Below are 13,577 nucleotides of genomic sequence, written 5' to 3' on the forward strand. Positions count from 1 at the left end.
CGCCGGGCGCCAGCGTCTCTTCGATGATCCGCATCTTATCGTCGCGAGACCAGCGACGACGACGCTCAACCCCGCCCAGGACCTCTACCCGCATCCACCGACCTTAAGGCTAGCCTTAAAGCTAGATCCTCGTCGGATACCTGCAACTCAACAAGGCGGCCCACCCCGGAGGAATACTCCGAAAGCGAAATACGTTGCCTCGAAACCCACACCGCTCGCGCGATATCTGCAAGTGGCCCATAACGGCGCAGATTGAGGCATCGACTGCCTCACATTTGATATCGCGTTTTCATTATTGCGTCGCAATATACAAGGATCGTCCAGCCCATCATGAGGCCGATGCGATGATCCGACATGCTGCACGCATGCTGGTGCTGGCGTGTTGTGTTAGCAGCCGGCCCGCCTACTCCAATTTCGACACACAGGAGGTCGTCCCTCCGCTTTCGTTCACGCTGTTCTGTACAAAGTACCCTGAAGATTGCCAGGAACAGCAGGACCGTCGGATAACAGGCTTCCGCTTCCGAGGGCAGCGCTGGCGCGAGCTCAATCAAATCAATTCAATTGTCAATTCTAGCATCGCGCCCGAGAGTCTGTTGGTAAGCCGGAATGACTATGAATGGCAGATCTTTCCCTATGATGGAAACTGTGGCGATTATGCCGTTACAAAACGCCATTTGCTGCTCCAAGCGGGCTGGCCAACCTCGTCTCTCCTTTTGGCAGAAGTTGTTATTCGCAACACAGGAGAGCATCACCTCATTTTGCTCGTACGAGAAGGAAGAGTCAGTTTCGTTCTCGACAATCTGAGCGGGGCGGTCGTCCAGCTCAACGAAGCCTCGGATCAATACGTCTTCCTGCGCACGCAATCGGGTCTGAACCCTCAACTCTGGATGCGCGGTCTTGCGAGATCTTAGCTGCTCGCCTGCGGTTCGAATTCTGCCACGTTCGGGAATTCAGTCATCCCGAGAGCTTGGGGTATTAGTCCCTTAGCCGGCCCTCCGAAGTTGATACGGCTGGCTCGTTAATAATAGCGCCCAATCAGCTCAAAAATACTCTGCCGCGGGTAGCAACGGGACAGGCTATTGGGTAAGAACACGCATCCAGTCTGTGAGAATTTGCATGACCAAAAAGCGCGCATTAATTACCGGTGTTACGGGCCAGGACGGGGCCTACCTGGCCGAGCTGCTTCTAGGGAAGGGCTATGAAGTCCATGGCATCAAGCGCCGGACCTCCCTCTTCAATACCGATCGCATCGATCATCTTTATCTCGATCCACACGAGCCCGATCCGCCGTTCCGGCTGCACTACGGCGATCTGACGGACTCCTCCAGCCTCATCCGGATCGTTGCCCAGGTACAGCCTGACGAAATTTACAATCTGGCTGCGCAGAGCCATGTGGCCGTGTCGTTCGAGGAACCCGAATACACTGCGAATTCCGATGGGCTGGGGACGCTGCGGATTCTCGAAGCGATGCGCATCGTGGGGCTCGAGAAGACGGCCCGCTTTTACCAGGCATCGACTTCCGAACTATACGGACTGGTTCAGGAAATTCCGCAGAAGGAGACCACTCCTTTTTATCCGCGCTCTCCTTACGCAGTCGCCAAGCTCTACGCCTATTGGATCACGGTGAACTATCGCGAAGCGTACGGCATGTATGCTTGCAACGGCATCCTGTTCAATCACGAGTCTCCTGTTCGCGGTGAGACCTTCGTTACCCGAAAGATCACGCGAGCACTCGCGCGAATCCATTTAGGTCTTCAGGAGCGCCTGTATTTGGGCAATCTCGACGCGCTGCGCGACTGGGGCCACGCCCGCGACTACGTCGAGATGCAGTGGTTGATGCTGCAGCAGGAGAAGCCGGAGGATTTCGTCATCGCCACTGGTGTGCAGCATTCCGTGAGAGACTTCGTTAATATTGCGGCCAGCGAAGTCGGAATAAGGATTCGCTGGGAAGGCAGCGACGTCGATGAGAAGGGCTATGACGTCTCTACCGGCAAATGTATCGTCTCGGTCGACCCTCGCTATTTCCGGCCCACAGAGGTCGCAACTCTCTTGGGAGATCCCGCGAAAGCGAAGCAGAAACTCGGATGGGAGCCAACGACCTCCTTCGAGTCTCTGGTTCAGGAAATGATGAAGGAAGACCTCGAATCGGCAAAGCGCGACGAACTGATCAAGCAGCACGGATTCAGATACTTTCCGCGTCACGAGTGATCCTGAGTTAGATCAGCCGTCACCGCGAGCGGGCCGGAGGTAAGCGCTCATCGCGACGCTCACCTTTGGCTGCTCTTGTTCGTCAGCAGACGTCATTTCTCCGCAGTCGAGGCCAGACGCCTCAGGGCAACCGAACCGCATCCTCCACTGGAAGTCCAATGTTGTCGTTAGCGCTTGTCGGTCCGATTCCCATCGCCCCTGTCGACTTGCGCTCGTCCGCCATGACTTCCGACCACCGACGAACAATTGTTTGTCGGTCCCACCGATCAAGGGCTCGCTTTCTTCCTTCCTCCCCGTAATGTTCGCGGAGGGCGGATGCCTCACTAAGCTGGCAAATTGCGGCTTGAAGAGCGGACGAATCTCCAGGTGGAGTCACAAGGCCCGCGCCGATGACTTCCGCCGCAAGCCCCGTACCCTCTTCGGCCATGGCGATGACTGGCCGAGCGGACGCAAAGATCGCGCCAAGCTTGGAAGGCAACACCAGATCGGCCGCCTCCGCCTTCTGCGGAATCAGGTGGAAATCGGCAGTTGCCAACAACTCGTTGAAGCTTTCCTTGGGCTGAAGCCCGAAAAAGTGGATGTTGGAATGCCCGGCGGCCAATTGCTCGAGCCTCGTCTTATCTGGTCCGTCGCCGGCAAGAATAAACCGAATATGTGGATGGCTTTGCTCCAACCCGATCGCGGCCTCGATCACGAATTCAAGCCCTTGCTTTCTCGACATCGTTCCGGAGTAGAGCGCAACGATGTCAGTCTCGCCAAGCTTGAGCTGCTCGCGATATTTCGTCATCCGCGAGGCGGGGCAGATCGCCCGGGTATCAATCCAATTTCTGACCTCAACTGCTTTATCGAAGTCCACGCCTTTGAGGATCAGGCGATCCATCATCGGCTGAGAGATGGTCGAAACATGATCGAAGGATTTGAGGATCGCTGCTTCAGTTCTAAGCATCCATTTGCGCAAGGAACCATTGCGCAGCAGACCAAGATCGAACGCTGCATCGACCTCGAAATCCTGAATGTGGAGCCACGATTTCGCGCCGACGCGACGAGCGACGAACGAGACGAAGGCAGCGGACATCAGAGACGGGGCTACCGCGATCATGACGTCTGGTCGCCAGGAGAGCGCATTCGCGAGGGCCGGCACTGCGCTCGAGAGTGCGAAGGAGGCATGATGGATAAGTCGCTTCGCCCCTGACGGATGTTCAGGCACATAGATCGGCGTACGCGTGACCCGAACGCCATCGATATGCCTCGTTCTAAAGTAAGAACTACTGAAGCGGTGCGGAATCTTCCAGGCGGGATAATACGGCGGAGCCGTGATCACCCTGACCTCGTGACCTTCGGCGACGAGGCTTTCGCAGAGCTCGCTATTGTATTTAGCCACTCCGATCAGATCGGGGGCATAATTGATGCCGACCAAAAGAACCCGCATAAAGGCGCAATCCAAGTAAGTTTTCAGAGATTAAAACTATTGCAGCAGAATAGCTGAGCTCAGCTGGTGGCGCTAACCTCCAAATGACGACCGTAGCCTTTTAGAAAATCCGCATACGCAGCAGCGAGACCGGCGCGCAGAGACGTATTTGGCTGCCAACCAAGCGCCCGCACCCGCGAGCTATCGAGCAGCTTACGCGGCGTGCCGTCCGGCTTGGACGTATCGAAGACCAGCTTGCCCCGATAGCCCACCACGTCTGCAACCGTTGCCGCAAAATCTCCAATCGATAATTCGTCGCCGCTACCGACATTGATCGGCAGGTCGCTTGAATAATTCTTCAGAAGGAAGATACAGGCGTCGGCGAAATCTTCGACATTGAGAAACTCGCGGAGCGGCGTCCCCGTGCCCCAGACAGTCACGGTCGGCGCTTGCGCGAGCTTTGCTTCATGGAAGCGGCGAATCAGTGCGGCTGGTACGTGACTGTGATCGGGATGATAGTTGTCGCCGCGGCCGTACAAATTGGTGGGCATCGCCGAAATGTAATCGTCCCCGTATTGGCGACGATAGGCCTGGCACATCTTGAGACCGGCGATTTTCGCGATGGCGTACCATTCGTTGGTCGGCTCAAGCGGTCCGGTCAGCAATTCGCTCTCAGCTATCGGCTGTTTGGCACGCTTGGGATAAATGCAAGACGAGCCCAGAAACAACAGGCGCTGAACGCCGATGGCGTGGCTTGCGCGGATCACGTTGAGTTCGATAGCGAGATTCTCGCAGAGAAAGTCGACGGGAAAGCTGCTGTTCGCAGCGATCCCCCCGACTTTCGCGGCAGCGTGCACCACCGCGTCAGGACGGTTGGATTCCAGCCACCGCAGCGTCGGCTCCTCCTTGGTCAGGTCCAACTCGCGGCGATCGGCAGAAAGCACTGTACAATTTTCTGAAGCAAGACGCCGCACGACGGCAGAACCGACCATGCCTCGATGACCGGCGACGAAGATCCGCTTGCCCGAAAGGTCGTAGGTTGAAGTCCCCGTCATCCGTTACCCCTACTCGGTCTTCCGATTGCGAAAGCCGAAAGCTCAGCCCTTTCGCGTGCCACGGAGTGCCGGCAGCCGGGCTCGTGCGCGCTCCCAATTGCTAACACAATCTTCACTGTTGAGCAGCCTGCTCAGGCGGGCCAGGCTATTAATGGTGAACTGCAACAGGGTGCGTAAACTTAAAGCAGGCCATTGGCAGTAAAACAGGCGGAGCAGCCGCGCGAGCCGCACGGCTGCCTTCTCGACTAAACATCAGCTAGTCCAGCTGGCGCGGGATCAGTAAGCGCGTCGGAGGACGGGCCCCTCGGGCGCGCAGACGCGGTCCAAATACCAGCCATACGGGGTCTCGACCCGAACCAGCGGACAGTGACGCGACGGCACATAACGGTACGGGTAAGGCTGTGCCCAAAAGGTAACCGGCGTTACCTGAGCGGCGCCCGTGAGCAGCGCCGCGCTTGCGGACATCTGCATGCCGGCATTTGCACTGCTCGCTGCCCCCAAGGAAGCGGCCAATGCCAAAAGACTGACCCGCGCAAACGATTTGAACATCATAAAGCTCCTTTGCCCCAACGGAACTCAGCAGTGAAGCCACTCAGCCCCTCGCGGGACCGTTCGGCAGCACTTGAGATCCATCTATCAACCCTAGAAATCGCCCCGAAATAGCTGGGTCAGACTACCAAGGCTCGACGGAGGAACGCAACCGCTCCGAGGCATCGGATTCAAGCTTGGAGCAATATGCTGCAGAACTGTGGCTTCTCGGCCCTAGTTCTCGCCGTTCCAGGCGCCCGGAGCGCCAAGGTCCGGCGAGCGACGGTAAACATCGCGAAGGAATTGATAGTTGACTGCTTGGGCGAGCGGTACCTCCTCCTCGCCCAGCTTCGCGAATATCAGAATGTCCCGAAGGGTCCTCCAGCGGCTTTCATCATAGTCGGCAATCCGCCCGCCGGTCGGCAAGATGAGGCTGCGCTGCTGCTGCAACTCGGCTTTCAGGCGATCCGAGATCAGCCTTTCGGGAGCGAAGCTGGCGAGAACAGGCACGCTCCGTGCATAATCGCTATAAGCGAACTGCCAGCCTCGGATAAGGCCTTGGAGCACGTCGGTGATCACGGATGGACGATCATGAACAAGATCGTTGCTGGCGAAATAGACGAGCCCCGGGACATGGATGCCATAGTCCTGCGGCTTTATCATATTCAGCCGGACGTAACCCGCACTGGACGGGCTTGGCTGGTCATCGATGGCGGCAATGATGGCGTCGACCTCGCCGGCGCGGAGCGCATCGAAGCTGTCGCGATCAGCGACCTTTGTCACCTGGCTGCGAGGCAGGCCCAACTGCGCCATCATCGCATCGAAGATCACGTCTCCTTCGCTCGCTCTGCGGTAACCGACGCGCTTGCCAACCAGGTCGGGGGGCCGGCGCAAGCCGGACCCTTCCAGGGTAAAGATCGCAATCGAGGTGTCGAGGAAGCTTGCAGCGAACGCCGTTACGGGGACGCCGCGCCAGACGGCCAGCAGAAACTTTTGGCCGCTGGTCACGCCGATGGCATGTTCGCGTGCGATCGTTTCAACAAAGTTCGGGTCGTCCGATTGGGGCCGCAGCGCAATCCGGGAAGCGAAAAAGCCCTGCTTGAACGCGATCATTTCGCCGGCGAAACGCGCCGCGTAGGGGCCGTCGAGGAGCAGACTTGCCACAGCCGCGGGGTTCGCCTCCTGCCGCAGCGGCAACGAATCCGGGCGCAGCACGATCAGGGCCAAGCCCAGCAGGGCAACGGTCGCAAGGCCAATCGCCACATACCGGCTGAACCTTCGCCTGGATCGCCGCCGGGACCGGGTCTGAGGCACTGAAGGCTTCCTAACAGGCTGTGCAATTAACATATCGGGTGAGGGCAAATGCGCTACAATCAATCCATTGGGGTAAGGTTACTTTTTCCTTCGCCTTGTTTTAATTGCGATTCTGCCCGATAGCACGGTGTATTCGGATAGTGAATTGATCGTAAGTGAGCTTTTAGCGCGATGACAATTCTATCACCACGATCGGCCTCGGTGCCTGATTCTGTTGCGGAAATTCGTGTGCTCGAGCAAGGTCCGCCGGCACCTCAAGGTTTAGCCTGGAGCTTTCTTCGTCCTCTGGTGGTCGAACGTCTGGTGATGGTCGGCGACGCCGTGCTGGTGGTGCTGAGCGGCATCGGCTGCGCGGTCGCCTATCATCTCTACACCCAATCGGCGCTCGGCAAGGCCAATGTCTATGCCGCGGCGAGCGTCCTGGTCGCCATCAACTTCATCCTGCTGACCACGGTTCAGCACGGTTATCGGCTCAAGAACATCACCAGCCTGTCGCGCGCATTCCGCACCACGGTGACGACGTGGACCGGGCTGTTCGGCGCGCTGCTGGCGATCGCCTTCACCATGAAGGTCAGCGAGGAGTTTTCCCGCGGCACCACGCTCTCGTTCTACCTGGTCGGCCTCACGGTGCTGCTGGCCTGGAAGCTGGCGGCTGGGCGCTGGACCGCCAGGGCGCTTGCGACCGGCGCGTTCGCCAACAGCCGCGCGGTGATGATCGCCGAATTCGGGCTGCCGGCGGCCTCCAACACCATGAAGGACCTCGCCCAGCATGGCTATCGCCTGATGCGGATCATGGAGATCCGCTCCGCCGACCTCGCCTCGCCGCTGCTGCTGTCGGCGATCGCGCCGCGCTTTGACGAGCTGATCGCCTATGCGCGCGAGAACCGGGTCGAGCACATCTTCCTGCTGATGAACTGGAGCCGGCAGCACGCGATCGACAGCATCCTGGACGCGCTGAAGATCCTGCCCGTTCCCGTGCATCTGGTGCCCGATGCCCACGCCGCCCGCTTCCTGCGCTATCCGCTGCAATCGACCGGCAACACCTTCACCGCGGAGCTGCGCCGCGCCCCGCTGTCGCGGAACGAACGCGCGCTCAAGCGCACGCTCGACCTTGCCGGAACGGCCCTGGCGCTGATCGTGTTCGCCCCCGTGATGCTGGTGACCGCCGCGCTGATCAAGGCGACCTCGAAGGGGCCGGTGTTCTTCCGCCAGACCCGCAACGGCTTCAACGGCCGCGCCTTCAAGATCTACAAGTTCCGCACCATGCGCGTGCTCGAGGACGGCCCGAAGATCGTGCAGGCGCAGAAGAACGACCCGCGCGTGACGGCCATCGGCAAATGGCTGCGCAAGACCTCGATCGACGAGCTGCCGCAGCTCTTTAACGTGCTCAAGGGCGACATGTCGCTGGTCGGCCCCCGCCCGCACGCGGCCGCCCACAACACCGAATATGAGCAGATCATCGGCAACTACGCCTACCGCCACCACGTCAAGCCCGGCATCACCGGCTGGGCCCAGGTTAATGGTTACCGCGGAGAAACCCGCGCGCTCGAAATGATGGAGAAGCGCGTGGAGTATGACCTGTGGTACATCAATAACTGGAGCGTGTGGCTGGATGTAAAGATACTGATACGAACGGCGCTCGTCACGGTTGGGCGCCCTACAGCCTACTAGGCAGATGGTTCGTCATCTTTGCTTCGTGCTACCACGACTGAAATGAACAACCCTGACCACGAGCTGATGTCGAACGTTCCCTGCATTATGTCTAATAACTTTAGCTATGTCAGAAACCCGGGAGGGGTCGCTGATGTTGCTGAAAACTTATCCGCGTGCCTTCAAGAGATTGTTCCAAACTTTTCGGAGACCTCGCCGCGTAATTCGAGAGCAACTGCGGCAACGTTGCGCCGATTTGCCTCCGAAGTACTGCTGGAAGCACAATACTGGCGACGCGACGCCATTCTCTTTTTCCCAAATTATTTCGCGCTGCCTCTCCCCGGCTCACGGACACGCGATGTTGTACTCGTGCACGATCTCCAATTCAAAAGCTATCCTGAATTCCACTCGCCCTTGAGGCGCGCGATCCTTGAATTTGCGCATCGTGTAGCCCGACGCCGAGCAGCAGGCGTAGTTTTCATCAGTCGAACGACCGAAGCCGATTTCCTAAAACACTACGGCGCCCCTCATCTATACAAGACGATCCTCAACCCGGTTGACGTTCAAGGCGCCAAAAGCACCTCATCTCGTCGAGAGATTGAATCACCGTATGCAATTGCGAACTTCCACTCATACCCGCACAAAAACGTTCGCAAAGTGTTCGAGCTTTTCAACCAGGTCTCTCGCAGCTTCCCTGAACTAAAGCTCGTGGTAACTGGAAATCATCGAGAAGCCGAGACCATCCTGCAGGGCGCAGGCACCCCCGAAGAATCGGTCGTTTTCACCGGCTTCATCGAGAAGGAGCGCGTATTGAATCTTTCACGTCACGCCGAATTTTTTATGTCTGCTTCGCTGTTCGAGGGGTTTAACATGTCTGCTGCGGAAGCCGCTAAGCTTCGGCGCCCCGTCTTGCTTTCAGATATTCCTGTACATCGCGAACTCTTCTCCGATTACGCCCACCTCTTTGATCTAGGTTCTCCTGCATTGGATTTACCGAGATTCCGAGCATACCTTGACAGCTTCCCTTCGCGTCCGGCATGGACTTTCGCCGAGGACACAGAACCTAGCGCCGTTGCGAAGCAATATCGCGACTTCTTCCTCGAGATTGCCCGCGCTCGTTAGCGCCACATTCGATAGGTTCGCAGCACATATAGGCTAGCCACGAGAATGAAATTCACCATTTGGCACAACATCCTTTGGTCTCGTTACAAGGCGGTCGTTTTCTCTGCTGTGAATAACGTGGCGCAGGCACGCGGCATCCATGTCAATTTCTATCAAATCGCGGAAACCGAGCGAAACAGAGTCGGACTGTCTCCAGTTGATCGGTCCTGGCATCAGTACCCTTTTAAGCTGCTGTTTCCCGGCGCCTATTCTGACTTGCCGAAGTTAAGTCTCTTCTGGAGTCTGGCAAGGGAAGCTTGGAACGACGACTCGAACGTCACCATACTCTGCGGATATGAGCGCCCAGAGATTTGGCTGCAAGCAATGATCTTGAAACTTCGCGGAAAACAATTTGCGTTGTTCTGTGATTCCACCCTGTACGATCACGAGCAAACCTTTTTTAAGGGAGTAGCCAAGCGGATAATTTTCAACTTGGCCGACGGGATTTTTTGTTATGGCATACGCGCGGTAGAATACGTTGGTTACTATGGCGTCCCGAGCACCCGAAGCTTCGTGAGATGCCAGGCAGCAGCTCTGCCGAAAACTTATCTTGCGGAAGAGGCGTTTAAGCAACGCCTCGAGAAAGCACCCAGAAGCAGCGAGCCTCCGCGCTTCTTGTATGTTGGCCGTTTTTCTCCCGAAAAGTCTCTCGAGCATCTGGTACAAGCTTTTAAGCAAGTGCTTGCTTCGTGGCCCGGGGCAAAGCTGGTGCTCGTAGGCAAGGGACCGTCTGAACAGGGCTTGCGAGCCATCGTCTCTGATCTAGGGATCAACGATGACGTAATCTTTACCGGTGCCAAATACGACTCTGATCTTTTCGAAGAATATTCTAAAGCCACCTGCTTTGTTCTTCCCAGTCATAGCGAACCTTGGGGCCTCGTTGTCAACGAAGCTCTCAGCTATGCCTGTCCGGTAATAGTGAGCTATCGTTGCGGCTGTGTACCCGAATTGGTCGCGGAGGGAAAAACAGGGTTTTCGTTTGAATGGGGAAATCTACAGGAATTGGTAGATAGGATGAACGTTGCGCCGACTGCGTTCTCTGATGTCACCATGACAGCGCGTGCCTGCCTCCATCAGATACAATCCTTCACCCCGGAAAATGCCGCAAAAGCCATTCTTGATGGATGCGCAATACTGCATAGCCAAAGGTGACGGGTCCATCCGACTTGCTAGCTTGCCATTGAGCGCCTCAAAAGAAACTGCAGTGACAGTGGTCTATGACGACCATCTTTAGCTGCACACCGAACCCTAACGAACGGCGCAGATCGTGCAGAACCTAAACGAAACTCGTCCTCGCACGCGCATCCTTAGAGGTATCGGAGCAAACCTTTTTACTCATGTTACGATCGCAGTTGTTCAGCTCCTTACCGTTCCAATTTTAGCCTCTCAATGGGGCGTTTCCGCATATGGATGGTGGGTCCTAGTATCGACTATACCTGCTTACCTCGCGCTTGGCGATTTTGGTTTTGCATCGGCTGCCGCTACCGAAATGACTATGAAGGTTGCTAACGGCGATCATGTCGGCGCAACTAAAACTTACCGTAGTGCGTGGGTCGTCGTGACCGGTCTATCTTGCGCATTTTTGCTCGCCTGCAATTCCGTCGCGCTTTTTCTACCGGCGCGATATTTTGAGAATGGACTGCTTAGCGCGACCGGCGGACACATCGTGGTCGTCTGCTTGATCGTCCAGTCTGTTTTGATATTGCAGAGCAGCATATCTCTCGCGGGCTTTCGCTGCTGTGGCATGTACGCGTTTGGAACCATGATGCAAGCTTGGATCATGCTAGCTGAAGGCCTAGCCATCATTGCATGCGCCGCTGCTGGCGGCTCACCACTTCATGCTGCCATCTCCTCTCTCCTCTGTCGGCTCGCTGGCGCGCTTGCGCTGCACATCTCTCTGCGCAGAAAAGTCCCGTGGTTAAGCTTGGGCTTCGATCCCGTGTCCTTCTCTGATATCCGTCGCTTAGGCCATCCTTCTCTTGGCATTATCGCCCTTTCGGCGGCACAGGCCACCTTCTTGCAAGGGATGACGATCGTCGTGGGAATCGCCTTGTCGAGTTCAAGCGCCGCCGTGTTTTCAGCTGTGAGGACAGTGACGAGGATCGGCGTGCAATCCACGTCGCTCCTTCACCGCGCAGTCTCACCAGAGTTCTCGATTGTGTCGGCACGCGGCGATCGCAAAGCTAAAGCAAAACTCGTCGCAATCACGTTGTTGCTGAGCATTGGTTCCCTACTGATCCTGGCCTCAGCGCTTCTCATTTCAGGGCCAAAGCTGGTAGAACTCTGGAGTGGCAACACAATGCATCCACCCTTTTCTTTGGTTATGATTATGACGGGAGTAATGCTTGTCCATGGGATATGGATTCCCTTGGCGAACTATTTGGTAGCCGTGAATCGGCATGCAGATTTTTCTTATCTCTATCTCGGCCTCTCGCTTGCCGCTGTTCTAGTAGCCTACCCACTTACACTCGTATTGGGAGAGGCTGGCGCCGCGGTTTCCTTGTTGGGGCTTGACCTAATTATGGCGGCGATCGTTCTTACTTTGACGTTCATGCGTCTGTGCAAACCGCACGAATTGCGAATTGCCTTCAGCTCGACCTTTCGAACAATAGGCGACAACCTCTGTATCAATCCATTCCGCTGCAATAAGTAACTTTTAGTCCGAAGAAAAGAGATCGAGGTACCTGTATGTCATACGTCCAATACGGTTGTGGATACTCAGCCCCAGAGGGTTGGTTGAATTTCGACTGGTCTCCCACGATTCGACTCGCTCGCTTGCCGGCGATTGGACGTTTTGTGCAAAGACTAAAGGGAAATGAACTACAGTTTCCTTCCGGTATTGAGATCGGGGATATTGTTCGAGGCCTCCCGATCGGAGACCAAACGGCTTCCGGAGTGTACGCATCTCATGTTCTGGAGCACTTGAGCCGGTCTGACGTGGAAACGGCACTTCGAAATACCTATCGCATGCTTAGGCCGGGCGGTATCTTCCGCCTCATCGTTCCAGACCTTGAATCTCGAGCCCGACTTTATCTGAGCAAATTGGATTCAGGTACCAATGACGCCAACGATTGGTTTATGACCGCAGCACATCTCGGTCTCTTCAAAGGCCCAAGCACAATTACGGAGAAAGTAAGCCGCACTTTTGGAGGCAGCTTACATCTTTGGATGTGGGATTTTCCTTCAATGCAAGAGCAACTCCGCCGCGCGGGGTTCGTTAAGATCCGCCGATGCAACTATGGGGATAGTGAGGATGCAATGTTTTCACGCGTGGAAGATCCGACCAGATTTGTAGACCCTAAGCATCAGACCGAGGAACTTGCCCTCGAAGCTAGGCGCCCCCAAGAATGAGTACCCATTCTAGCGGCAGCAACCGGACGGGGCATGTATCATGCGACCGGTTCTGATGATCGCACCGAAGAGCACCAGGATCCCCTTTCTTCTCTTCGTCAGCCTACTTACGATTCTTGCTGTTGTCCCATGCCGAGCAGGCAATGATACGCACCTGCCTCAGGAAGTTCTGTCAGCCGGATATACCTCCAACGTCTTCTACGATGATTTTCATCAGATTGATCTTGAGAGAAAGGGATCGAGTTTCAGCACTTGGTATAATGGATTGTGGTATGAGGAAAAGAGCTCCCTTGACCGGATCGTGGTGAAGGATGGCGTTCTATCCTTGATCACCCCTTCCAACTTCCGTCACACGTCGATAGCGACTGTGCCAAAAGAAGCTGGAGGAATCACGTTCAAGCACGGGTTCTTTGAAGCAAGGATGCGCTTTGCCGAGAATGACGTGGACTGGTCTGCATTCTGGCTAATGAGTCGTCCCCATTCCCTTGACACAGACAACGGCCACTGGTGCGAGATCGACATCTTCGAACACTTTGGCGCTGGAAGATACGTTGGAGCTATTCACGATTGGACGAGGCAAAAGCATACTTTCAACAAAAACGCCAATCACTGGTTCAGCAAACCAGTTAAATTTTCAGAGTGGCACAATTACGGGTTGTTGTGGACCGCGCAAAAGCTTACGTGGTTTCTAGATGGAGACCCTTTGTTTGAGACCGAGTCTTCAGACATTTGCGAACAGCAAGATATGTTTCTCGTGCTAAGTTCACAAAGACACACGGACGGCCCGGAACAGCGATTAGACGTTGACTGGGTGCGGGTGTTCGAAAGGCAATAACAAGTCTTTATTGATGATTACAGGCATTAGGCTCCAAGCCACCCGATCCACTCCAAGGCTTCGCGAG

The 13,577-nt window shown here is 56.1% G+C and carries 11 protein-coding genes; 8 read left to right on the forward strand and 3 right to left on the reverse strand.

The genetic code is table 11. The features are described 5' to 3' along the window. The first annotated feature begins 344 nt into the window (after window positions 1–344). A complete protein-coding gene (locus tag ABIB91_RS24750) occupies window positions 345–911 on the forward strand; it encodes a transglutaminase-like cysteine peptidase (RefSeq protein ID WP_007595489.1) in 567 nt (188 codons plus the stop codon). Window positions 912–1,116: 205 nt separating this feature from the next. Continuing rightward, window positions 1,117–2,208, forward strand: a complete 1,092-nt coding sequence (gene gmd / locus ABIB91_RS24755; protein ID WP_007595490.1) for a GDP-mannose 4,6-dehydratase — start codon at window positions 1,117–1,119, stop codon at window positions 2,206–2,208. Between the two features lie 121 nt (window positions 2,209–2,329). Here the strand turns inward: gmd and ABIB91_RS24760 are convergent, their stop codons facing one another. The 3 genes from ABIB91_RS24760 to ABIB91_RS24770 form a co-directional block, all read right to left on the reverse strand. Further along, window positions 2,330–3,637 (reverse strand): WcaI family glycosyltransferase, encoded by a 1,308-nt coding sequence (locus ABIB91_RS24760; RefSeq protein WP_354168099.1) that lies wholly within the window; start codon window positions 3,635–3,637, stop codon window positions 2,330–2,332. A gap of 59 nt (window positions 3,638–3,696) precedes the next feature. Beyond that, complete coding sequence (locus ABIB91_RS24765; RefSeq protein WP_354168101.1) at window positions 3,697–4,671, reverse strand: GDP-L-fucose synthase family protein; 975 nt, start codon at window positions 4,669–4,671, stop codon at window positions 3,697–3,699. Window positions 4,672–5,433: 762 nt separating this feature from the next. Next, a complete protein-coding gene (locus ABIB91_RS24770; protein WP_354168103.1) occupies window positions 5,434–6,462 on the reverse strand; it encodes an ABC transporter substrate-binding protein in 1,029 nt (342 codons plus the stop codon). A gap of 279 nt (window positions 6,463–6,741) precedes the next feature. On the opposite strand from ABIB91_RS24770, the gene ABIB91_RS24775 reads away from it, so the two are divergent. The 6 genes from ABIB91_RS24775 (at window position 6,742) to ABIB91_RS24800 (ending at window position 13,510) form a co-directional block, all read left to right on the forward strand. Continuing rightward, window positions 6,742–8,184 carry an undecaprenyl-phosphate glucose phosphotransferase gene (locus ABIB91_RS24775; RefSeq protein ID WP_354168105.1) on the forward strand — a complete coding sequence of 481 codons (1,443 nt, stop codon included), beginning with the start codon at window positions 6,742–6,744 and terminating at the stop codon, window positions 8,182–8,184. 42 nt (window positions 8,185–8,226) lie between these two features. Continuing rightward, window positions 8,227–9,285, forward strand: coding sequence for a glycosyltransferase (locus ABIB91_RS24780; protein WP_354168107.1), 1,059 nt, complete (start codon window positions 8,227–8,229; stop codon window positions 9,283–9,285). Between the two features lie 45 nt (window positions 9,286–9,330). Continuing rightward, on the forward strand, window positions 9,331–10,476 hold the full coding sequence (locus tag ABIB91_RS24785) for a glycosyltransferase (protein WP_354168109.1): 1,146 nt from the start codon (window positions 9,331–9,333) through the stop codon (window positions 10,474–10,476). A 343-nt stretch (window positions 10,477–10,819) separates the two neighbouring features. After that, the gene (locus tag ABIB91_RS24790; RefSeq protein WP_354253290.1) at window positions 10,820–11,977 is read left to right on the forward strand and encodes a polysaccharide biosynthesis protein; all 1,158 of its coding nucleotides are present in this window, start codon (window positions 10,820–10,822) and stop codon (window positions 11,975–11,977) included. Between the two features lie 35 nt (window positions 11,978–12,012). After that, complete coding sequence (locus ABIB91_RS24795; protein WP_354168113.1) at window positions 12,013–12,675, forward strand: class I SAM-dependent methyltransferase; 663 nt, start codon at window positions 12,013–12,015, stop codon at window positions 12,673–12,675. Window positions 12,676–12,730: 55 nt separating this feature from the next. Next, a complete protein-coding gene (locus ABIB91_RS24800; RefSeq protein WP_354168115.1) occupies window positions 12,731–13,510 on the forward strand; it encodes a glycoside hydrolase family 16 protein in 780 nt (259 codons plus the stop codon). Window positions 13,511–13,577 lie beyond the last annotated feature (67 nt).

This window comes from Bradyrhizobium sp. JR4.3, from assembly GCF_040547695.1.
In the GTDB taxonomy this organism is placed as follows: domain Bacteria; phylum Pseudomonadota; class Alphaproteobacteria; order Rhizobiales; family Xanthobacteraceae; genus Bradyrhizobium; species Bradyrhizobium canariense.